Consider the following 21633-nt stretch of genomic DNA (forward strand, 5'->3'; position numbering starts at 1 on the left):
CGATGCGGCCGCTCACCGGCACCGCGAAGGGGGGCGGGAGTGTATCATCGGCGCGATCTCCAGCCCGCGGTTCCCCATGCGCAAACTCCTGATCCTCGCCGTCGCCGCCCTCCTGGTTTCCGGCTGCGGCATCGTCTATCGGCAGCCGATCTACCAGGGCAACCTGCTCGAGAAGTCGGCGGTCGACCAGCTGCAGCCCGGCATGAGCAAGCAGCAGGTCCTCGGGCTGCTGGGTTCGCCGTCCATCGCCGACCCGTTCCACCACCAGCGCTGGGACTACACCAGCACGCAGCGCACCGGCCGCGCCGGCGCCACCGAGCGCAAGAACCTCGTGCTGCATTTCGAGAACGACACCCTCGCCCGCTGGGATGGCGACTACTTCCCGGAACAGGACGAGCAGCTCTCGAAGGACCTGCGCAAGGCGTTCGGCCCCAACCTGGCCAAGGACAAGAAGAAAGGTCGCTGAGAGGACGCGCGCCGTTCGTTGCGCCGTCGCTTCCTCGCTCAACTGTCACTCGGGGCGGTTCAGCTCGGCTTTGCCGCAGCGGCGCGCCGGCGTCGCGCTTCCTTCGGATCGGCCTGGAGCGGCCGCAGCAGCTCGACCCGGTCGCCATCGCGCAGCAGGCTCGCGAGGGCCGCGCGCTCGCCGTGGATGGCGTAGCCGCTGATTCCGTCGAGCCGCAGGCCGCTTGCCGCCACCGCATCGCCGATCGTGGCGCCAGCGGGCAACTCGACCATCACCGCCTCGGCACGCCGCGGCCAGGCTTGGATAACCTGCACGCGCAGCGCCGCCGCCATCATTCCTCGCCGCGATCGGCCACGCGCACGAAATCGTCGACCATGCGGTCGGCCAGACCCTGGAAGCCGAGCGTCATCGCCGGCCCAAGAAGGCGGCTCTGCGGCTCGAAATCCAGCGTCAGCGTCACCTTGCAGGCGCATTCGTCCAGCGCGTGGAACTGCCATCGGCCGTCGAGGCGCTTGAACGGCCCCGCCCGCAGGGCCATCGCGATTAGATGCGGCGGCGACAGCGTGTTTTCGGTGGTGAACCAGGTCCGCAGCGCGCTGAAGCCCAGGTCCAGTCGCGCGACCACGTGCTCCTCGTCCGCCTCCAGCACCTGCGCCGATTCGCACCAGTCGAAGCGGCGCGGATAGGCGGCGATGTCGTTGACCAGGGCGAACATGCGCGCTGCGGAGTGTTCGACGAGGGCGCTGCGCTGGATGGTCGGCATTCGGGTTCTGGCGGCGGGGATGGCGGGAGTCGGCCGCGCAAAATCTCGCGGCAAACTGCGACAATGCCGCCATGGGCAAGAAGAAAGGCGACAAGGATAAGGCAAACGGCGGCGGCACCGTCGCGCTGAACAAGCGCGCGCGCCACGACTACCACCTCGAGCAGCGCTTCGAGGCCGGCCTGGCGCTGCAGGGCTGGGAGCTTAAGTCCATCCGCGCCGGCCGCGCCAACATCACCGAAAGCTACGCGGTGGTCCGCGGCGGCGAGCTGTTCCTGTTCGGCGCCCAGGTCACGCCGCTGATCTCCGCGTCCACCCATGTGATCGCGGACGAGCGTCGTACCCGCAAGCTGCTGCTGCATCGGCGCGAGATCGACGAACTGGTGGGTCGCGTCCAGCGCGACGGTTACACGCTGGTGCCCACCGCCCTGTACTGGAAAGGCAACAAGGTCAAGGCCGAGCTGGCGCTGGCCAAGGGCAAGCAGTCGCACGACAAGCGCGAGGCTACGAAAGAGCGGGATTGGGCACGCGAGAAACAGCGCGTATTGCGGCGGCACAACCGCGATGCCTGAAAAACGTCGTTCCGGCGGTGGGATCATCGCGCGCTGCGGCGCGCTCCAGCTTCCGGGCGCCCCGGTTTGCGCCGGGGCGCGGGCCCGCGAGAAGCAGCGCGTGCTGCGGCGGCACAACAAGGACGCCTGAAACGCCGGGCGACCGGTTGTTTCAGTCCACCGCTCCTTCGCGCGGCAGCGTGAAGCGGAACGTCGCACCCTCGCCCGGCCTGCCCTCGGCGGTGACAGTGCCGCCATGGCGCTCAACGACGCGCTTGACGGACGCCAGGCCGATCCCGTGGCCATCGAACTGCTCCTGGTTGTGCAGGCGCTGGAACGGGCGGAACAACTTGCCCGCGTACTCGGGCGCAAAGCCCGCACCGTTGTCGGTCACGTGGAACGCCGCCTGTTCGCCGGAGCCCTCCCCCGCGCCTACGAGGATGCGCGCATCGGGCGTCCCGTCGGTGAACTTCCAGGCGTTGCCGATCAGGTTCTGCAACAGGTTGTGCACCAGGGCCGCGTCGCCGACGGCGTGCAGGCCGGGCTCCACTTCAACGGCCACCTCTCGCTGCGGGTGGGCCATGCGCAGCTCTGCGACCACGTCCAGGGCGAGCCGGGTGAGGTCGAGCGGCGCCAGTGTCAGCGGGCTGCGACCGACCCGCGACATCTTCAGCAACGCTTCGATCAGGTCGTCCATGCGCCCGGCCGCGTTACGGACCCGGGCCAGGTAGTCGCGGCCGGTGTCGTCGACCTTGTCGGCGTAGCGCTCACCCAGCAGGCGGCTGAATCCCTCGATCGTCCGCAGCGGCGCGCGCAGGTCGTGCGAGACGCTGTAGGCGAACGATTCCAGCTCCTGGTTGGCGTGGGTCAGCTCGCGCGTGCGCAGCGCGACGCGCGCCTCGAGGGTTCGGTTGAGCGCCTGCTCCCGCGCATGGGCGAGCACCCGCTCGGTGATGTCCTCGACCTGCACCAGGCTGGCCACGTCCTGCCCGATCTCCCCGGGGACAGGCGCGTAGGTGAGGTGCGCGTGGCGCAGTTCGCCTGCCGGGGTCCGCCACTGCCGCGTGGTCCGGAACACGCCCTCGGTCAGTGCCGACACCTCGCGGCTGCGCCGGATTTCGTCCTGGCCATCGACGAAGTACGCCCCGAACATCGAACCGACCAGGCCGTCGGTCGTCGTGTCGAAGATGGCCGCGAGCGCGGGATTGGCGTCCACGATCGCGCCCTTGCGATCCAGCAGCGCCTGGCCGATCGCCGAGAAGCGCATCGCGTTGCGGAAGCGCAGTTCGCTGCGCTGGTAGGACTCGGCCAGCAACGAGGCCTTGCGTTCGGCCAGCGATTCGGTCCGCGCCAGCGCCAGCGCAACGCCGAAGAGCAGCAGCGAGGCGATGATGCCCACGACGAGCGTCGTGCGGAGCTCGGGCATGCGCGCCGCCAGGGCCGCGCCGGTGTCGGCGCTGAAATCCAGCTCCCAGCGGCGACCGTACAACTCCAGCGGAACGGTCCGCCGGAAATCGCCTTCGCCGCCATGCCCCGCGAGTTCGGCGTGGTCGGCGTACAGCAACGGGGCATCGCCCCGCCCGGCGCCGACGTCGCGGACGCTGAGCGCCGCGTTGCGTCCGGTGGTCCGCAGGGCGGCGGTGACGAATTCGGACATGTCCAGCGGCACGTAGATCCAGCCCTGCAGCGAGGCGCGTCGCGCCGACACCGTCGCCGGGATCCCGAACCGGTAGACCGGCGCGAACATCACCACGCCGGTGACCGGCCGCCCGGCGTCGCGGCCCAGCTGGAGCGGCGCGCTGATGCGCACGGCGTTGTCATCGCGCGCACTCGCCATCGCGGCCTGCCGGACCGGATCGGCGAACAGGTCGTTGCCGATGACCGCGCGGTTGGCCGGCGTGCGCGGCTCGAGGTAGAGCACCGGGCCGTAACGCTCACGGATCCCGGCCGGGCGGACGATGTAGAACCCCTGCCCCGCGTCCCGCATGTCCAGCTGCAGCGTCTGCAGGCCGGAGCGGTCCAGGTACGGCGCAAATCCCAGCCCGAGCATGTCCGGGTAGCCGGCATCGATCTTCAGCGCATCGACGTATCCCTGCCACTGGGCGGCGCTCGGGCGATCCACCGAGGCGAACAGCGACACGCCGCCACGCGCCACCAGTTCGTAGCTGGCCAGCCGTTGCCGCAGCAGCTCGGCGATGGCGTCGGTTTCGGTGACGAACTCGGCCTGCACCGCCTGGAGTTCGCGCTGCCGGGCGTTGCTGGCATACAGCCAGACCAGCACCAGCGACGCCACCAGCGCCAGCAGGGACAGCACGTAGCCGTGCAGCGGCGCGCGCAGGCGCGCGCCCAACGAGTCCAGGTCAATGCCGCGCAGGAGTCCCATTGAATTCAGCATAGCCCGGACTGGCGCCGGTGCGCCGATGAACGATTCGCGGAAACGCTGCATCGGCTGGCTTGCGTGGCCCGATGCCGCCCCTATACTGGGCCAGTCAGCGATATCGACATCCCGGGGGTGCACTGGCTTCGACGGGGGTCGCGAAATCGCCTGGCGCATGCCGAGGGGGTAGCTTTCCTCGTAAATCCAGCTGCAAAACTCTAGTTGCCAACGACGACAACTACGCTCTCGCCGCTTAAGGCGTAAGCCCCGAACCCACTTGTGCCCGTGCTCGTGGATGTAGGGTCATTATCACGGAACCGGCTGTGACGGCTGCCTGTCAGTCATGGCTTAACCAAAACAGGCTGGTCCCCGGATGCGCTTTGCGCGCCGTGCTGTCAGGGGACGAGATCTAACGGAGCGCTAAGCATGTAGTGCCGGGGATGGAGTGCCTTCGGACGGGGGTTCGATTCCCCCCACCTCCACCAAACCAGAAGGGCCACCCGCGAGGGTGGCCCTTTTTTGTGGAGCGGTTCGTTGCGTTACGAACGCACCGGGACCAAAGTGATCTCGACGCGGCGATTCTGCGCGCGGCCGGAGTCCGTATCGTTGCTCGCCACCGGACGGGTTTCGCCGGCACCGACGGTGATCATGCGATCGCGCATGACACCACGCGAGTTGAGGTAGCTGGCCACCGCCTCGGCGCGCTTCTGCGACAGCTGCTGGTTGTACGCGTCGGCGCCAACGCTGTCGGTATGGCCGGCGACCTCGATGATGGTCTGGTTGTACTGCTGCAGCGTGCTGGCGACGTTGTCGAGCACCGGATAGAACTGCGGCTGCACGTCGGACTTGTCGAACGCGAACGTCACGCTGCCGGGCATGTTGAGCGTGATGTTGTCGCCGTTGCGCACGACGTCCACGCCGGTCCCCTGCATCTGCCTGCGCAGATCGGCTTCCTGGCGATCCTGATAGGCGCCAACCGCGCCACCTGCGAGCCCGCCGACGCCCGCACCCACCAGCGCACGCTGGCGTCGTTCGGTGGCATCGCCGCCGCTGAGGAGGCCGGCGACCGCGCCGATGCCGGCGCCGATCAGCGCGCCGCGACCGGTGCGGTTCGGGTCGTCCGGGGCATTGGTCTGGCCGGTGTACGTGGCGCAACTGCTCAGCAACAGGCTGCCGGCAAGCGCAGTGACGAGGGCAGCGGTGGTGGACTGTCGCATGGGTGCTCCTGATCGTTCGGATGAACGTGAATGGGATGGCCCAAGCTAAACAGGAGACCGTCGGCGCAGGGTGACGGGGCCGACGCAGGACAGCGGGTGATCAGGCGCGGTTCAACCTTCCAGAACGAACGTCAAAGCAGGGCTTCGGCGCCCGCCCCGTCCAACGCGTGCTCCCAGTTGCCCATCAGCGCCAGGTACAGCAGCTTTTCGAACTCGGTGCCGAAGCGTCGGGTGACCGCGTCCGGATCAGGGATCAGCTTGGCATCGGCGACCAGCCCGAAGTGCACCCGCCCGTTGTAGCTCATGATCGACACGCCGACGCCGATCGACCCGGTCTGCGGCACCCAGAACATCATCTCCCGCAGCCGGCAGCCGGCCATGTACAGCGGTTGCGGCGGACCGGGCACGTTGGTGGCCACGGAACTTGCCTTGCGGCTGAAAAGCTCCAGGGCCAGCTCCTGCAGGGCCTGCGGCGCCATTCCTATCGCGGCGAGCAGTCCGTACGCGACGACCGCCTGTCGCGATCCCTTCAGCTGGTTCATGCAGCCGGCCACCTGCAACAGGCGGCGCACCGGATTGCCCTCGCCCACCGGCAGGTCGAGGAACACCAGTCCGAAGTGGTTGCCCAGCTTGCGCGCGTGCTCCAGGGGCCGCAGGTTCACCGGCACGGTGGCGCGCAGGGTCATGCCATCGACGTCGTCGCCGCGTTCGATCATGTAATCGCGCAGCGCTCCGGCCGCCGCCGCCATCAGCACGTCGTTCACGGTGCAGTCGCAGGCGCGGCCCACCGCCTTCACTTCCTCGAGATCGATCGGCTCGGCCCAGGCGACGCGCTTGCTGACGCCCAGGCGCCCGCGCAGCATCGAAGGGGGATCGTCGGGCAGCGCAAGCGCGTGCACGAGTTCGCGGGCGATCTCGCCGCCCTCCTTCGCCAGCATCGCGGCCAGGGTGGGGTCCTGCACCATCTCCATGCCCTTGCCGAACACCTTGCCGCCGAGCCGCGCATAGCGCTCCACCGCGCCGACCCGTCGCGCGACGTCGGCCCCGTCCTGTTTCAGCCAGGCCTTGGCCAGGTCCTTGCCCCGGCCTGCAGCGCGCTCGGTGTCGGTCAGCGACAGCAGCACCTGCACCAGCGCGATGCCATCGGCATAGCTGTGGTGCAGCCGCGCAACCAGCGCCGAGCCGCCCGCGTAGCGCTCGACCAGGTGGAACTGCCAAAGCGGGCGGTGCTTGTCGAGCGGGCTGGAGGCGAGCTGGCTGACGAAACGTTCCAGCGCGCGTTTCTCGGCGCCGTCGCGCGCGGGCCGGCGACCGTCGCCGCGTCCAGGCAATGCGGCGAGCTGCACGTGCCAGTCGAGGTCGAAGTTCGCATCTTCCTGCCAGGCCGCGCCCGAGGGCGTGTCGACCGCCTTCTGGCGGAAGCGCACGTAGGCCAGGAAGCGCCTGGAGATGACGCGCTTGAGCCGGTCGAGCGACATCGGTTCGGCGAACATCAGCACGCCGGTGATCATCATCGGATTGGTCGGGCGCTCCATCCGCAACCAGGCCGTATCCACACGCGACATGGGTTCGCGGCGCAAAGCCTTGCGCGGCTTGTTCGTGGGCATCCGGATCTCCGACAAGTCGCCCGAGTGAATCACGCGGCCCCGGAGGCGTCAATTTGCGGGCGCAACGGGCATCGCGCCCATCGTTTCGGCCGGTTACGCTCAGGATTCGACGAAGCGGACGCGGCGGGTGATCGAACAGGTCAGTTCGTAGGCGATCGTGCCGGCCGCATCGGCGACCGATTCGATCGGCAGGCCCGCGCCCCAGAGCACGACCGGATCGCCTGCGCGTGCGTCCGGATGACCGCGCAGGTCGATGGTCATCAGGTCCATCGAGACCCGCCCGACCACCTGCGCCGGCGTCCCGTTGACCAGCACCGGCGTGCCGGCCGGGGCAAGCCGCGGATAGCCGTCGCCGTAACCGACCGCGGCCACGCCGAGACGCATGTCTTCGGGCGTTTCCCAGGTCGCGGAATAGCCGATCGGCTCGCCCTTGCCGATCTGGTTGACGGCCAGCAGCCGGGTCGCGAACGTCATCGCCGGCTGCAGGCCGAAGTCCGAGGCCGGCCTGCCGTGGACCACCGACATCCCGAACAACGCGCCGCCGGGGCGCACCCAGTCACCGTGCGATCCCGGCCACCCCAGGATGGCGGCGGAGTTGGCCAGCGAGCGCGGTCCCGGCAGCCCGGCCGTGGCGTCGGCGAACACCTGCAACTGCCTGCGGGTCTGCCGGCCATGGTCCGATCCGCCTTCGAACTCGTCGGAACTGGCGAAATGGCTCATCAGGACGATATCGCCTTCGACCCCGCGCGCGGCGCCCAGGCGCGCGTGCGCCTCGCGCACGCGGTCGGGTGCGAAGCCGAGCCGGTGCATGCCGGTATCGATCTTCAACCAGCAGCGGATCGGTGCGCCGTCCGCCTGTTCCAGCATGTCCAGCTGCGCGGGATGATGGACGATGCTGTCGGCACGCAGGCGGCGCAGCTGGTCGAGGTCCTCGACCGAGTCGAAACCCGACAGGACCAGGATGGGTTGCGACAGGCCGAGCGCGCGGATCCGCTGTGCATCTTCGATCGCCGCCACGCCGAAGGCGTCGGCATCCCGCAGCGCCGACACGGCCGTTTCCAGCCCGTGCCCGTAGCCATCGGCCTTGACCATGGCCATGACCCGGCTCGACGGCGCGCGGGTGCGGACCGTGGCCAGGTTGTGGTGCATGGCGCCGGCGTGGATGGTGGCGGTGATCGGACGCGACATCGCGGTATTTTATGGCCTCCGCTGCCGCGGACCTAGAACCGGATGCAACGACCCGCGACTTGGCTCGGCGATCGCGCAGCGCGTCGCGATGCCCAGCGGGATGGGTTATTCGAAGCTGCCCACCGCGTCGTGCGCGAGGTTGTCGAAACGCGTGTACTCGCCGAAGAACTTGAGCTTGATCGATCCCGTGGGACCGTTTCGCTGCTTGCCGATGATGATCTCGGCCAGGCCCTTGTCGGGCGAATTTTCCTTGTTGTAGTACTCGTCGCGGTAAATGAAGATGATCACGTCCGCGTCCTGCTCGATGGCGCCCGATTCGCGCAGGTCGGCCATGACCGGGCGCTTGTCGGTCCGCGTTTCCAGCGAGCGGTTGAGCTGCGACAGGGCGATCACCGGCACGTTGAGTTCCTTGGCCAGGCCCTTGAGCGAGCGCGAGATCTCGGAAATCTCGGTCGCACGGTTCTCGCTGTTGCCAGGCACCGCCATCAGCTGCAGGTAGTCGATGACGATCAGCCCCAGGTCGTGCTCGCGCTTGAGCCGGCGCGACTTCGCGCGCAGGACCTCGGGCGAGAGCGCCGGGGTGTCGTCGATGAAGATCTTCGACTCCTTGAGCATCCGGATCGCGCTGCTGACGCGGCTCCAGTCCTCGTCCTCGAGCTGGCCGGTGCGCAGCCGCGTGGCGTTGACGCGCCCATTGGACGAAATCAGGCGCAGCGCGAGCTGGCTGGCCGACATTTCCATCGAGAACACCGCCACCGCCTTCTTGGTCTTGATGGCGGCGTACTCGGCGATGTTCAGCGCGAAAGTCGTCTTGCCCATGGCCGGACGCGCGGCGAGGATCAGCAGGTCGGTGGGTTGCAGGCCCGCGGTCATCTCGTCGAATTCGGTATAGCCGGTCGGCATGCCGGTGATCCCGCCGCCGTTGGCGTAGCGGGTCTGCAGGACGTCGAAGGCTTCGCCCATCGCCTTGTTGATCGGCACGAAGTCGGTGCGTCCGCGAGCCCCGGCTTCGGCGATTGCGAACACCTGCTGCTCGGCGATGGCGAGCAGTTCGCTGCTGTCGCGGCCCTCGGGCTGGAAACCGTCGTTGACGATGCCGGTGCCGACTTCGATCAGCTGCCGCAGCACCGCCTTGTCGCGCACGATCTCGGCGTAGGCGACGATGTTGGCGGCCGAGGGCGTGGTGCTGGCGAGTTCGACCAGGTAGGCGCCACCGGCGACCTGCTCGGCCAGCCCCTGGGATTCGAACCATTCCCCCAGCGTGACCGCATCGTAGGGGCGGTTCTTTTCCGCCAGTTCGCGGATAGCGCGGTAGATCAGCTGGTGGTCGCGCCGGTAGAAATCCCCATCGACCAGGTGGTCGGCGATGCGGTCGAAGGCGTCCGGGGCGAGCATGAGCCCGCCCAGCACGGCCTGCTCCGCCTCCACCGACTGCGGCGGCACGCGCAGCTGCTCGATCCGGCTGTCGCTGCGAGGCTCATTGCCGAACCGGGGACGTGCGGACATCGTGCTGTCGAACTCCTGCGAAAGCGGTGAGACAAAAAAGAACGCAACCGGATCGACCGGGCTGCGGGCATCGTAGGCGTTCGGCTTGTGCGTTCGCTACGGAACAACCTGTGGATAAGACAGGTTTCTAGCCGCTTGCCGTCTCACCTGCCGCGATGCGCCCTGCCGCCGCCCGTCGCAGCGCCGTGGCCGCGCGGAGCGGGGCAACAAAAAGGGCGCCCGGAGGCGCCCTCTTCGTCAATCGGCGTGCGGCGATCAGGCGGCTTCAGGCGCCACGATCACCTTGACGGTGGTTTCGACATCGGCGTGCAGGTGCACGACGACCTCGAATTCGCCCGTGGTGCGGAACGCACCCTCGCCCATCACCACTTCCGACTTCTCGACCGGCATGCCGGCCTTGGTCAGCGCTTCGGCGATGTCGCGCGGGCCGACCGAGCCGTACAGCTTGCCTTCGGTGGAGGCGTTGGCGTAGATCGTGACGCTGGCGTCCTCGAGCTTGGCGAGGCGGCCGGTGGCTTCCTCGTGGGATGCGGCGGCCTTGGCTTCGTAATCGGCACGCTTGGCCTCGAACTCGGCGACGTTGGCGGCCGTGGCCGGCACTGCCTTGCCCTGCGGCACGAGGAAGTTGCGGCCGTAACCGGGCTTGACGTTGACCTTGTCGCCCAGGTTGCCGAGGTTGGTGACTTTCTGCAGCAGGATCAGTTCCATGGGGTACTCCGTATTCGTTAGCGGCGCGCGGCGCCGCAACTTTCAGCTGTCCGAACGGACGGGATTGTTCGAGCCTTGCCCCGAGGCAAGACTCCGGCATTCAAAGCCCTCCCCCTGAAGGGGAGGGATCGGGCGGCCCTCCCCGAGGGGAGGCGCTCCTTAGACGTTGTGGTTGTCCGTGTACGGGATCAGCGCCAGGAAGCGTGCGCGCTTGACCGCGGTGGCCAGCTGGCGCTGGTAGCGCGACTTGGTGCCGGTGATGCGGCTCGGCACGATCTTGCCGTTCTCGGTCAGGTTCTGGCGCAGGGTGTTGAGATCCTTGTAATCGATCTCCTTGACGCCCTCGGCGGTGAACTTGCAGTACTTGCGGCGGCGGAAGAACTTGGACATGTCAGGGCTCCTCAGGCGGCTTCGGCGGTGTCGTCGGCGGATTCGGCGGGCTTGCCGCTGCCTTCGCCGTCATCTTCGTCACGGCGACGGCGCTCGCCACGTTCGGGCTTGTCGCCCTTCTCGTCCTTGTTCTTCATGATCAGCGACTGCTCGGTGTCGGCCTCGTCGCGGCGCATCACCAGGTGGCGCAGCACGGCGTCGTTGAAGCGGAAGCCTTCGACGAGCTCGTCGAGCACGGCCTGCTCGACCTCGATGTTGAGCAGGACGTAATGGGCCTTGACCAGGTTGTCGATCGGATAGGCGAGCTGGCGGCGGCCCCAGTCCTCGAGACGGTGGATCTTGCCGCTGCCTGCTTCGATCAGCGACTTGTAGCGCTCGATCATGGCGGGCACCTGCTCGCTCTGGTCCGGATGGACCAGGAACACGACTTCATAGTGACGCATGGTGTTTCCTCGTGGATATTCGGCCGCCGCCCGGAAGGCTGCGACCCGGATAGCCCCCCGACGATCCGGAACGGATGCGGTGGGGCAAGGGCTCCCGGCGTGCGGGAGCCGGACATTGTCGCAGTTCGAGGCCGGTGGGGCAACGACGTAGAGAGCCGCCAGGGGGGCTGGCCCGGCCCGGGCCGGCGCCGCGAGCGGCCGGCTGGCCCAGGATCCCAGGGTTGGTGGCGTTCCGGGCCCAGGGAAGCCCCTGCCCCGCCCGCGGCCACCCTATCGCTGAGCCGCGATCCAGGCGTCGATGTGCTTCTCCAGCACGTCCAGCGGCACCGAGCCGGTCGACAGCACTGCATCGTTGTAGGCCTTCAGGTCGAACTTCGACCCCAGCTCGCGCTCGGCCCGTGCCCGCAGCTCCGAGATCTTCATCTGGCCGATCTTGTACGCCAGCGCCTGCCCGGGCGTGCCGATGTAGCGGTCGATCTCGTTGACCACGTCCTGGCGCGTCTTCGGCGAATTGTCCATGAAGTATGCGATCGCCCGCTCCCGGCTCCAGCCCTGGCTGTGCATGCCGGTATCGACCACCAGCCGCACCGCGCGCCACATGTCGTAGGCCAGCTGGCCCATCCGGTCATACGGATCGTCGTACAGGCCCATGTCGTAGCCCAGGCGCTCGGCATACAGGCCCCAGCCCTCGCCGTAGGCCACGAAATACGCGGTGCGACGGAACATCGGCGCATCCGGAAGCTCCAGGGCACGCGCAAACTGGAAGTGATGGCCCGGCACCGCCTCGTGCAGGGACAGCGGGATCATCTCCCAGATGGGCCGCGTCTCGGGCTTGTACAGGTTGACGTAGTAGTAGCCGGGCCGGGAGCCATCGGCGGCGCCTGGCATGTAATACGCGGTGGTGGTGTCCGGGGCGATGTTGTCCGGGATCGGCCGCACCCCGTACGGCAGGCGCGGGATGGTGTGGAACACCTTCACCAGCTCCGGATCGATGCGCTTTGCGACCGATCGGTAACGTTCGAGCAGGGCTTCGGGCGTCTTGACGAAGAACTTCGGGTCCGTGCGCAGGTAGGCGAAGAACTCGGCCAGCGTGCCCTTGAAGCCCGTTTCGGCCTTGACCTTCTCCATTTCCGCGCGGATGCGCGCGACCTCCTTCACCCCGATGTCGTGGATCTGCCCGGGCTTGAGATCGGTGGTGGTGTAGTAGCCGGCGAGATAAGCGTAGTAATCGGCGCCGTCGGGCTGCTCCGTGACCGCGATGCTGTCACGAGTCCTGGGCAGGTACTGGTCGTTGAAGTACGCATGCAACGTGCGGTAGGCGGGCACGATCCTGTCGCGGATCGTGCGCTGCGCCTCGGCCGCAAGCGCCTTGCGATCGGCTTCCGGCACGGTCTCGGGAAACTTCGTGAACGGCCGGTAGAACGGACTCTTCGCCGGATCGTCGACGACCTGCGCGGCGATCTGCGTCGGCACGCGCTCCATCAGCACCTTCGGCGGCACGCTGCCGGCCTTCACGCCTTCCTGCATCAGCGCGATGGCCTGCTCGACCTGCTCCGGGATCGCCGCCATGCGCGCGAGCCAGTTGCGGTAGTCGCGGGTCGAGGCGAATGGCATGACTTCGGCGATGCCGTCGGCGGTCTGGACGCCACCCTGGTGGCTCACCGGCTGCAGGTAGCCGCGGAAGCGCTGGGCGGCGATCGCGTGCTCGAGCTGCCACTCGAAGGTGTCGTAGTCGAGGCGGTCGGCCGCGGCCAGCACCTCGCGGTCGATCGCATGCAGTTGTTCCAGCGCGGCGCGGTCTTCGGCTTCGCGCCTGGCGATCGCTTCGAGGCTGTTGTCGCTCCAGCGGTCGTTGAAGCGCAGGTCGCCGTTGTAGGTGGCGTTCTCGGGGCTTTCGCGCAGGCCGCGTTCCCATTGGGCGGCGAAGAAGGCATCCAGCGCCTGACTGGTGGCGCGGTCGGATGTCGCCGGCGGCGTGTCCGCGGCGTGCAGGTTCGAAACCGGAATGGCGGCGATCAGCGCGGCCAGCAGCAGGTGCTTGAACATGGAGACTCCCCGGGGCGGAAGCCGGCGAGTCTAGCGCGGGCTGCTGGCCATCCGGAGCAAGTCTCGAAACGAGCCCTCGTGCGAACGGCCTGGGCCGTGAGTGCTACAGCTGAAATCCTCGAGAACTCGCGGCTGAAGCCGCTCCCACAAAAAACAGCGTGCAGGCGTGCGCGGCTTACGCGGCCTTGTCTGCGTCCGTGGTGAAACTCTCGCCGCAGCCGCATTCGGCCGACACGTTGGGGTTGGCGAACACGAACTGCTCGTTCAGGCCCTGCTTGAGGAAATCGATGCGCGTGCCGTCGACCAGCGCCAGGCTGTCGGCGTCGACCAGGATGCGCACGCCGCCCTGCTCGAAGGCGGTGTCGCCATCGCGCTGTTCGCGGGCCAGTTCGATCAGGTAGCCCCAGCCCGAGCAGCCCGTGCGCCTGACGCCGAAACGCAGGCCGATCGCCGACGCGTCGGCGGAGAGGAAACCCCGGATGCGCTCCAGGGCGGCAGGTTCGAGATGGATCGACATGGCTGGCATTCTAGCCCTTGCGGCTCCGGTAAACTCTGGGACTCATATCGGCCCGATCGGCAGGGATTCAAGGCATGACCACGGTGAGTGTTGCGCAGGCGCTGGCGGGCAAGGTGGCCGAAGGCGGCGAAGTCACGGTCCGCGGCTGGGTGCGCACGCGGCGCGACTCCAAGGCGGGACTGTCGTTCGTCAACGTCAGCGACGGTTCGTGCTTCGCGCCGATCCAGGTGGTGGCGCCCAGTTCGCTGGCCAACTACGAATCCGAGGTGAAGCGGCTGACCGCCGGCTGCGCGGTGATCGCCACCGGCACCCTGGTACCGTCGCAGGGCCAGGGCCAGAGCTTCGAGATCCAGGCCGACGCGCTCGAGGTCGTGGGTTGGGTGGACGATCCGGAGACGTATCCGATCCAGCCCAAGGCGCATTCGCTGGAATTCCTGCGCGAGGTCGCGCACCTGCGCCCGCGCACCAACCTGTTCGGCGCCGTCACCCGGATCCGCGACTGCCTGGCCAAGGCCACGCATCGCTATTTCCACGAGAACGGCTACTACTGGATCACCACGCCGATCGTCACCACCTCCGACGCCGAAGGCGCCGGGCAGATGTTCCGCGTCTCGACGCTGGACATGGCCAACCTGCCGCGCGATGGCAAGGGCGAAGTGGATTTCTCGCGCGACTTCTTCGGCAAGGAAACCTTCCTTACCGTGTCCGGGCAGCTCAACGTCGAGGCGTACTGCCTGGCGCTGAGCAAGGTCTACACCTTCGGCCCGACCTTCCGCGCCGAGAACAGCAACACCACACGCCACCTGGCCGAGTTCTGGATGGTGGAGCCCGAGATCGCCTTCGCGGACCTGGACGAGGACGCGCGCGTCGCCGAGGAATTCCTCAAGTACCTGTTCCGCGCGGTGCTGCAGGAGCGCGGCGACGACATGGCCTTCATTGCCGAGCGGGTGCAGAAGGACGCCATCACGCGGCTGGAGTCCTTCATCAACGCGCCGTTCGAGCGCATCGACTACACCGAAGCGGTGGCGCTGCTGCAGAAGTCGGGTCAGAAATTCGACTTCCCGGTCGAGTGGGGCCTGGACCTGCAGACCGAGCACGAGCGCTGGCTGACCGAGGTCCACGTCGGCCGCCCGGTGGTGGTGACCAACTACCCGGAGCACATCAAGGCGTTCTACATGCGCCTGAACGACGACGGCAAGACGGTGGCGGCGATGGACGTGCTGGCGCCGGGCATCGGCGAGATCATCGGCGGCTCGCAGCGCGAGGAGCGGCTCGACGTGCTGGACGCGCGCATGGCGCAGTTCGGACTCGACCAGGCGCACTACGGCTGGTATCGCGATTTCCGCCGCTACGGCACCGTGCCGCACGCGGGTTTCGGGCTGGGCTTCGAGCGGCTGGTCGTCTACGTGTGCGGGCTGGCCAACATCCGCGATGCGATCCCCTACCCGCGCGCACCGGGCCATGCGGAGTTCTGACCGGACAGCAACCTGCGGTCGGCGCACCGGAATCCGCAAAGCCCGGCAAGCAGCACTGCGTACCATGGCCACCGGCTCCGCATCGCCCAGGTGTGACGCGGATTCCACGCCCCCCGATCGCCACCTTCGACTCCGCGAGTCCGCCTGCCTATGATCATGTTCTTCGCCCTGCTGTTCGTCGCTGCCGCCATCGCCGGCGCCACCGCGTTCGTGATCTTCTGGCCGCTGGCGCTGGTGCACCTGCGCGACCGCCATCCGGACGTCAAGGCGCGCCTGGGCGATGGCGCCTTCATCAAGCCCGATGCGCTGTGGTGGCTGTTCAGCGGTCGCTACCGGCAGGTGCGCGATCCGCAGTTCACCGGCCTGGCGACGCCCGCGCGCGTGGCGCTGACGGTGATCGTGGTGGCGCTGGTTTTCGCCGGCCTGCTGTGGCTGGTGTCGGTCGCGGTGTCGCCGTGAGCGACGCGGCGATGGCGCACGGCCCCGCGCAATGGTGGCTTGCCACGCTCGGCCGCACGGTCGTGTGGGCCCGCCTGCAGGTCCGCGAGGCGGGCACCGCCGAAGTCCTCGACAGCGACGGCAACACCCTGGTCTACGACAGCGAGGACACCGCGCGCGCGATGCTGATGGACGCCGAGTTCGTTTCGCTCGACGGCCTCGACGAGCAGGACGCGCTGGAGCGCGGGTTCTCGCTCGGCGAACTCGCCCCGCCCTCCGGCGCCAGCGACGCCGAGCTGCGCCCGCGCATGGTGCAGAAGCTCGGCGGTCGCGCCTAGGCTGCCGATGTACACGCCGCGCGCCTTCGTCGACACCGACCTCGCGCGGCTCGATGCGCTGGTGGCCGGCGATCCGTTCGTCACCCTGCTGACTGTGGCCGGCGACGGCGCGCCGCAGGTCACGCACCTGCCCGTGCTGTATCGCCGCGACGGCGACGACGTGCTGGTCGAGGGACACTGGGCCAGGCCCAATCCGCAGGCCCGCCACGACGGCGCGGCGCTGATGATCGTGCACGGGCCGCACACCTACGTTTCCCCGGGCTGGTATCCCGACAAGGAAGAACAGGCCCGCGTGCCGACCTGGAACTACGCCGTCGCCCACCTGCACGGAACGCTGGAACGCTACGAGGACGAGGCGGCGCTGGCCGACCTCGTCACCCGGATGAGCGACCGCTTCGAGGGCGCCATCGGCAGCGACTGGACATTCGAGCCGGGCCGGGAAGACCACCGGGTGCAGCTGCGCGGCATCGTCGGCTTCCGCTTCGCTCCCCGGCGGATCGAGATCAAGGCCAAGCTCAACCAGAACCATCCCGAGGCCAACCGCCGCGCGGTCGCCGATGCCCTGCACGCACAGGGCGATGCGCGGGCCAACGCGGTCGCCGCGCTGATGCGTGCGCGCGAAGAAACCTGACCACACCGGAGTTCCGATGGACCTGAATCTCGAAGGCCGACACGCCCTCGTCTGCGGCGGATCGGAAGGGATCGGCCGCGCCACCGCGCACGAGCTGGCGCTGCTCGGCGCCCGCGTCACCGTGCTCGCGCGGCGCGCCGATGCGCTGCAGGAGGTCGCCGCCGCCCTGCCCCGCGCCCATGGGCAGGCGCACGACTGGATCGCCGCCGATGTTTCCCGGACCGATGCTCTGCGCGAGCGTGTCGAGGCGCTGGCGGCGTCCGCGCCGGTGCACATCCTGGTCAACAACACCGGCGGGCCGCCTGGCGGCGCGGCGCACGCGGCCTTAATCGAGGCCTACCTGGATGCGTTCAACAAACACCTTGTCGCCAACCAGACCCTGCTGCAGGCGGTGCTGCCCGGCATGCGGGAGGCGCGCTGGGGCCGCATCGTCAACGTGATCTCGACCTCGGTCAAGGAGCCCATCCCGGGGCTGGGCGTGTCGAACACCGTCCGTGGCGCGGTCGCATCCTGGGCCAAGACGCTGTCGCGCGAACTCGCCGGCGACGGAATCACCGTCAACAACGTGCTGCCGGGCTTCACCGAGACCGGGCGCATCGAACAGATCGTGCGCGGCAAGGTCGCGGCCGAAGGCAGGTCCGAAGACGACGTGCGCGCCGCGATGCGCGCCGGCGTGCCGGCAGGGCGCTTCGCCACGCCCGGGGAAACCGGCGGCGTGATCGCCTTCCTGTGTTCGCCGGCGGCCGCCTATGTCAACGGCGTGAGCCTGGCGGTGGATGGCGGACGGATGAATTCGATCTGACGGCGACGGCCCCGACGTTCCCATGCCCGAAGGCCCCGAAATCCGCCGCGCCGCCGACCGCCTCGCCGAAGCCGTGGTCGGCGATCGGCTGGTTTCGGCGTGGTTCGGGTTCCCCGGCCTCAAGCGTTTCGAGGAGGGCCTGGTGGGCCGGGTCATCGAATCGATCGCGCCCCACGGCAAGGCGCTGCTGACGCGCTTCGACAACGGCTGGACGCTGTACAGCCACAACCAGCTGTATGGCGTGTGGCGGATCACGAAAGCGGGCCAGCGGCCCGACACCACACGCTCGCTGCGGGTGGCGCTGGAAACCGGGCGCAGCGCGATCCTGCTGTACTCGGCGTCGGACGTGGCGATGTGGCGCAGCGACGAGCTGGATGCGCATCCGTTCCTGTCGCGGCTGGGACCGGACGTGCTCGACCCGCGCATCGACGAGGCCGCGGTGGCCGCGCGCCTGCGCGATCCGCGCTTCTTCGGACGCTCCCTCGGCGGGTTGTTGCTCGACCAGGGATTCCTCGCCGGCATGGGCAACTACCTGCGCTCGGAGGTGCTGTTCGCCGCGCGCCTGTTGCCGCGCAGACGACCGCGCGATCTCGATCCCGGCGAACTCGCAGCACTCGCGCGCGAACTGCTGGCGGTGCCGCGGCGCAGCTACGCCACGCGCGGCATCGCGCCGGCAGGCGGCATGCAGGCCAACTACCTGACTGACACGCCCGACGCGTTCCGTTTCCTGGTCTTCGACCGCGAAGGCGAGCCCTGCCCTGCCTGCGGCGCGCAGATCCGCCGGCTGGAAGTCGGATCGCGGCGCTTGTACCTGTGCCCAGGCTGCCAGCGCTGAGCGGCCTTCGCGGAAGACGCCGGGCGACCTGAAAGCGGGCGCCCCGCGACATCGGTGCACGGAGTCGCCGGCCGGCTTCGACAACCGGTGCGCGATGACCGCTTCGCCATGCAGCGGTTAAGCTAGGCGAATGCAGCAGTTCGCCCACTGGATCGACGGCAAGGCCCGTGAGGCGTCCACGCGACGCTGGCTCGAGGTGTTCGATCCGGCCACCGGCAAGCGGTTCGCGCAGGTCGCAGAGGGCAGCGCCGAAGACGTCGAAGACGCCGTTGCGGCGGCCGCGCATGCCTTCCCGGCCTGGTCGTCGCTGGCCAACTCCGGCCGCGCGCGCTGGCTGGAACGCCTGGCCGATGCGCTCGAAGCGCGACTGGACGACTTCGCGCACGCCGAATCGCGCGATGGCGGCAAGCCGTTCGCCCTCGCGCGTGACGTGGAGATCCCGCGTGCGGTCGCCAACCTGCGCTTCTTCGCCCACGCCGCCACCCAGTTCGCCAGCGAATCGCACCACGGCGAGGCCGGGCTGAACTACACCCTGCGCCAGCCGCTGGGCGTGGTCGCGACGATCTCGCCGTGGAACCTGCCGCTGTACCTGTTCACCTGGAAGATCGCGCCGGCGCTGGCCGCGGGCAACACCGTGGTCGCCAAGCCTTCCGAGGTCACGCCGATGACGGCGACGATGCTCGTTGAACTCGCTGCGCAGATCGGCATGCCCGATGGCGTGCTCAACGTCGTGCACGGCCTCGGCCCCGGGGTCGGCGAGGCGCTGGTGGCGCATCCGCGGGTCAAGGCGGTGTCGTTCACCGGCAGCACCGCGGTCGGTCGCCGCATCGCCGGCATCGCCGCGCCGATGCTGAAGAAGGTGTCGCTGGAACTGGGCGGGAAGAATCCCACGCTGGTGTTCGCCGACAGCGACTGGCGCGGGCAGCTCGACACCATCGTGCGTTCGGCGTTCCAGAATTCCGGCCAGATCTGCCTGTGCGGGTCACGCATTCTGGTCGAACGGGCGATCTACATCGAGTTCCGCGATGCCCTGGTCGAACGCGCGCTGGCCCTGCCCGTCGGCGATCCCATGGACCCCGACGCCCGGATGGGCCCGCTGGTGTCGCAGGCGCATTTCGACAAGGTCGTGGCCGGGATTGCCCGCGCCCGGGAGGAAGGCGGACGCGTGCTGTGCGGCGACAACGCGCTCGAGCGTCCCGGCTGGTTCGTCGCACCCACCGTGATCGAAGGCCTGGGCCCGGACTGCGCGACCAACCGCGAGGAGATCTTCGGCCCCGTCGCCACCCTGCAGCCGTTCGACGACGACAGCCAGGCGCTGGCGCTGGCGAACGCCTGCGAGTACGGCCTGGCCGCCTCGATCTGGACCCGCGATCTCAACCGCGCCCACCGCCTCGCCGCCGGCATCCAGGCCGGCATCGTCTGGATCAACTGCTGGCTGATGCGCGACCTGCGCACCCCGTTCGGCGGCATGGGCCAGTCCGGCCTCGGTCGCGAAGGCGGGTTCGAGGCCATGCGTTTTTTCACCGAACCCCGCAACGTAGGCCTCTCACTGGCATGAAGCAGGACTCCGCATGAAACAGGCACTGGAAAAACTCCTGCGCAACAACCGCGCCTGGGCCGAAGGCGTGAGCAGGGACGATCCGCGGTTCTTCGAGCGCCTGTCCGAACTGCAGGCGCCCAAGTACCTGTGGATCGGCTGTTCGGACTCGCGCGTGCCGGCCAACCAGATCATGGGCCTGGCGCCGGGCGAGGTCTTCGTCCACCGCAACATCGCCAACGTGATGGTGCACACCGACCTCAACTGCATGTCGGTGATCCAGTTCGCGGTCGACGTGCTCAAGGTCGAGCACATCCTGGTCGTCGGACACTACGGCTGCGGCGGCGTCAACGCCGCGCTCAACGGCCTGCGCATCGGGCTTTCCGACAACTGGATCCGCCACGTCGGCGATGTCGCCCAGAAGCACGCGACGCTGCTGGAGGGCTTCCCCGTGGAGCAGCGACCCAATCGCCTGTGCGAACTCAATGCGATCGAACAGGCCGAGAACGTCTGCCTGTCCACCGTGGTCCAGGATGCCTGGGCGCGCGGCCAGAAGCTGTCGGTACACGGCTGGGTCTACAGCCTGCTCGACGGGCGCGTGCGTGAACTTGGCATGGATGTCGACTCCGCCGCCGCGCTGACGCCGACCTACGCGCGCGCGCTTTCGCTGCTGTGCGGACGCCAGGCCGAGGAAGCGCCGTGAGCGATGCGATCGACGCCGGCGGCGCGCCGCGACCGGTCGGCAGCTATCCGCACGCACGGCGCGTCGGCAACCTGCTGTTCCTGTCGGGGATCGGCCCGCGCGACCCGGAAAGCAACGCCGTTCCTGGAAACGAATACGCGGCCGACGGCAGCGTTCTGCGCCACGACATCGGCGCGCAGGCGCACGCCGTGTTCGCCAACGTACGCGCGGTGCTCGAAGCCAGCGGGGCACGCTGGGAGGACCTGGTCGACGTGACCGTCTTCCTCACCGACATGGCGCGCGATTTCAAGGGCTACAACGCGGTCTGGTCCGAACATTTCCCCGAGCCTGCTGCCGCGCCCTGCCGCACCACCCTCGGAATCGACGCGCTGCCGACGCCGATCGCGATCGAACTCAAGTGCATCGCTGCATTCAAGGAGTAGACCATGCTGCCCGCCCCGCTCAACCTGCAGGCGTGGATCGAGGAACACCGCCATTTGCTCAAGCCGCCGGTCGGCAACAAGGTGATCTACGCCGGCGATTTCATCGTCATGGTGGTCGGCGGCCCGAATGCACGGACCGATTACCACTGGGACGAGGGTCCCGAGTGGTTCTATCAGCTCGAGGGCGAAATGGTGCTGCGCATCCAGGAACACGGCAGACCGCGCGATATCCCGATCCGCGCCGGCGAGATCTTCCTGCTGCCGCCGCGCGTGCCGCATTCGCCGCAGCGCATGCCCGATTCGATCGGCCTGGTGATCGAGCGCAAGCGCCTGCCGCACGAGGACGACGGCCTGCTGTGGTTCTGCGAGCAGTGCAACCACAAGCTGTACGAGGAATATTTCTTCCTGCACGACATCGAGAAGGACTTCCCGCCGGTGTTCGAGCGCTTCTACGCCTCCCGCGAGCACCGCACCTGCAAGCAATGCGGACACCTGAATCCGGCGCCGACCAAGTACGAGTTCCCCGACACCTGACCCGGCCCCACCCTGTAGAAGCGGCTTCAGCCGCGAGCTTTTCGGCAAGGACGAAGCGTTGGCCCCCGGTGACCCGACTCCCAACAACAGCGCCATCCCCGACCGCAGCGGCGCAACCAGGGATCGCGCCGCGGCGCCGGAA

General features: G+C 68.4%; 24 protein-coding genes and 1 other RNA gene. 13 read left to right on the plus strand and 12 right to left on the minus strand.

The features are described from left to right. Positions 1-76 precede the first annotated feature (76 nt). Positions 77-466, plus strand: a complete 390-nt coding sequence (locus tag ACFOM9_RS12525; RefSeq protein WP_386711294.1) for an outer membrane protein assembly factor BamE — start codon at positions 77-79, stop codon at positions 464-466. Between the two features lie 59 nt (positions 467-525). On the opposite strand, the gene ACFOM9_RS12530 is transcribed toward ACFOM9_RS12525, so the two are convergent. Together ACFOM9_RS12530 and ACFOM9_RS12535 are read right to left on the minus strand one after the other, a co-directional pair. Then, complete coding sequence (locus ACFOM9_RS12530; protein ID WP_386711297.1) at positions 526-798, minus strand: RnfH family protein; 273 nt, start codon at positions 796-798, stop codon at positions 526-528. Next, positions 798-1229, minus strand: a complete 432-nt coding sequence (locus ACFOM9_RS12535; RefSeq protein ID WP_386711300.1) for a type II toxin-antitoxin system RatA family toxin — start codon at positions 1227-1229, stop codon at positions 798-800. Before ACFOM9_RS12535 ends, ACFOM9_RS12530 begins: the two co-directional genes overlap by 1 nt. Before the next feature lie 71 nt (positions 1230-1300). Here ACFOM9_RS12535 and smpB point away from each other — a divergent pair, with 71 nt between their 5' ends. Continuing rightward, positions 1301-1798: an SsrA-binding protein SmpB gene (gene smpB / locus ACFOM9_RS12540; RefSeq protein ID WP_386711303.1), complete on the plus strand. Its 498-nt coding sequence runs from the start codon at positions 1301-1303 to the stop codon at positions 1796-1798. A 151-nt stretch (positions 1799-1949) separates the two neighbouring features. Here smpB and ACFOM9_RS12545 read toward each other — a convergent pair whose 3' ends face one another. Beyond that, positions 1950-4160, minus strand: a complete 2211-nt coding sequence (locus tag ACFOM9_RS12545) for a CHASE domain-containing protein (protein WP_386711306.1) — start codon at positions 4158-4160, stop codon at positions 1950-1952. Positions 4161-4285: 125 nt separating this feature from the next. Between ACFOM9_RS12545 and ssrA the strand changes: the two genes are divergently transcribed. After that, positions 4286-4639: a transfer-messenger RNA gene (gene ssrA, locus ACFOM9_RS12550) on the plus strand. 54 nt (positions 4640-4693) lie between these two features. Here ssrA and ACFOM9_RS12555 read toward each other — a convergent pair. From ACFOM9_RS12555 to ACFOM9_RS12595, 9 genes are all read right to left on the minus strand, one after another. Continuing rightward, positions 4694-5371 (minus strand): OmpA family protein, encoded by a 678-nt coding sequence (locus ACFOM9_RS12555; RefSeq protein WP_386711309.1) that lies wholly within the window; start codon positions 5369-5371, stop codon positions 4694-4696. A 131-nt stretch (positions 5372-5502) separates the two neighbouring features. Then, the gene (locus ACFOM9_RS12560) at positions 5503-6978 is read right to left on the minus strand and encodes a WS/DGAT/MGAT family O-acyltransferase (protein ID WP_386711312.1); all 1476 of its coding nucleotides are present in this window, start codon (positions 6976-6978) and stop codon (positions 5503-5505) included. Positions 6979-7077: 99 nt separating this feature from the next. After that, a complete protein-coding gene (gene alr / locus ACFOM9_RS12565; protein ID WP_386711315.1) occupies positions 7078-8166 on the minus strand; it encodes an alanine racemase in 1089 nt (362 codons plus the stop codon). Between the two features lie 105 nt (positions 8167-8271). After that, complete coding sequence (locus ACFOM9_RS12570; RefSeq protein ID WP_386711317.1) at positions 8272-9672, minus strand: replicative DNA helicase; 1401 nt, start codon at positions 9670-9672, stop codon at positions 8272-8274. Positions 9673-9927: 255 nt separating this feature from the next. Further along, a complete protein-coding gene (gene rplI / locus ACFOM9_RS12575; protein WP_386711320.1) occupies positions 9928-10380 on the minus strand; it encodes a 50S ribosomal protein L9 in 453 nt (150 codons plus the stop codon). 159 nt (positions 10381-10539) lie between these two features. Continuing rightward, positions 10540-10770, minus strand: a complete 231-nt coding sequence (gene rpsR, locus ACFOM9_RS12580; protein ID WP_027080006.1) for a 30S ribosomal protein S18 — start codon at positions 10768-10770, stop codon at positions 10540-10542. 11 nt (positions 10771-10781) lie between these two features. Continuing rightward, a complete protein-coding gene (rpsF, locus tag ACFOM9_RS12585; protein ID WP_386711324.1) occupies positions 10782-11213 on the minus strand; it encodes a 30S ribosomal protein S6 in 432 nt (143 codons plus the stop codon). A 270-nt stretch (positions 11214-11483) separates the two neighbouring features. Beyond that, positions 11484-13259, minus strand: coding sequence for a DUF885 domain-containing protein (locus ACFOM9_RS12590; protein WP_386711327.1), 1776 nt, complete (start codon positions 13257-13259; stop codon positions 11484-11486). A gap of 175 nt (positions 13260-13434) precedes the next feature. Next, a complete protein-coding gene (locus ACFOM9_RS12595; protein WP_386711330.1) occupies positions 13435-13776 on the minus strand; it encodes a HesB/IscA family protein in 342 nt (113 codons plus the stop codon). A gap of 74 nt (positions 13777-13850) precedes the next feature. Here ACFOM9_RS12595 and asnS point away from each other — a divergent pair, with 74 nt between their 5' ends. The 10 genes from asnS (at position 13851) to ACFOM9_RS12645 (ending at position 21491) form a co-directional block, all read left to right on the plus strand. Next, positions 13851-15251: an asparagine--tRNA ligase gene (gene asnS, locus ACFOM9_RS12600; protein WP_386711333.1), complete on the plus strand. Its 1401-nt coding sequence runs from the start codon at positions 13851-13853 to the stop codon at positions 15249-15251. 150 nt (positions 15252-15401) lie between these two features. Further along, positions 15402-15710 (plus strand): hypothetical protein, encoded by a 309-nt coding sequence (locus ACFOM9_RS12605; protein WP_386711336.1) that lies wholly within the window; start codon positions 15402-15404, stop codon positions 15708-15710. Between the two features lie 11 nt (positions 15711-15721). After that, complete coding sequence (locus ACFOM9_RS12610; protein ID WP_386711927.1) at positions 15722-16027, plus strand: hypothetical protein; 306 nt, start codon at positions 15722-15724, stop codon at positions 16025-16027. Between the two features lie 7 nt (positions 16028-16034). Next, positions 16035-16658, plus strand: a complete 624-nt coding sequence (locus ACFOM9_RS12615) for an FMN-binding negative transcriptional regulator (RefSeq protein WP_386711339.1) — start codon at positions 16035-16037, stop codon at positions 16656-16658. 16 nt (positions 16659-16674) lie between these two features. After that, a complete protein-coding gene (locus ACFOM9_RS12620; protein ID WP_386711341.1) occupies positions 16675-17460 on the plus strand; it encodes an SDR family oxidoreductase in 786 nt (261 codons plus the stop codon). Between the two features lie 22 nt (positions 17461-17482). Then, positions 17483-18295, plus strand: coding sequence for an endonuclease VIII (gene nei / locus ACFOM9_RS12625; protein ID WP_386711344.1), 813 nt, complete (start codon positions 17483-17485; stop codon positions 18293-18295). 130 nt (positions 18296-18425) lie between these two features. Further along, positions 18426-19853 carry an aldehyde dehydrogenase gene (locus tag ACFOM9_RS12630; RefSeq protein WP_386711347.1) on the plus strand — a complete coding sequence of 476 codons (1428 nt, stop codon included), beginning with the start codon at positions 18426-18428 and terminating at the stop codon, positions 19851-19853. 13 nt (positions 19854-19866) lie between these two features. Beyond that, positions 19867-20535: a carbonate dehydratase gene (gene can, locus ACFOM9_RS12635; RefSeq protein ID WP_386711350.1), complete on the plus strand. Its 669-nt coding sequence runs from the start codon at positions 19867-19869 to the stop codon at positions 20533-20535. After that, the gene (locus ACFOM9_RS12640) at positions 20532-20957 is read left to right on the plus strand and encodes a RidA family protein (RefSeq protein WP_386711353.1); all 426 of its coding nucleotides are present in this window, start codon (positions 20532-20534) and stop codon (positions 20955-20957) included. The genes can and ACFOM9_RS12640 overlap by 4 nt, the downstream gene beginning before the upstream one ends. 3 nt (positions 20958-20960) lie before the next feature. Next, positions 20961-21491 (plus strand): 3-hydroxyanthranilate 3,4-dioxygenase, encoded by a 531-nt coding sequence (locus ACFOM9_RS12645; protein WP_386711360.1) that lies wholly within the window; start codon positions 20961-20963, stop codon positions 21489-21491. Positions 21492-21633: the final 142 nt, after the last annotated feature.

It is taken from the genome of Luteimonas notoginsengisoli, assembly GCF_042648885.1.
Lineage (GTDB): Bacteria > Pseudomonadota > Gammaproteobacteria > Xanthomonadales > Xanthomonadaceae > Luteimonas > Luteimonas notoginsengisoli.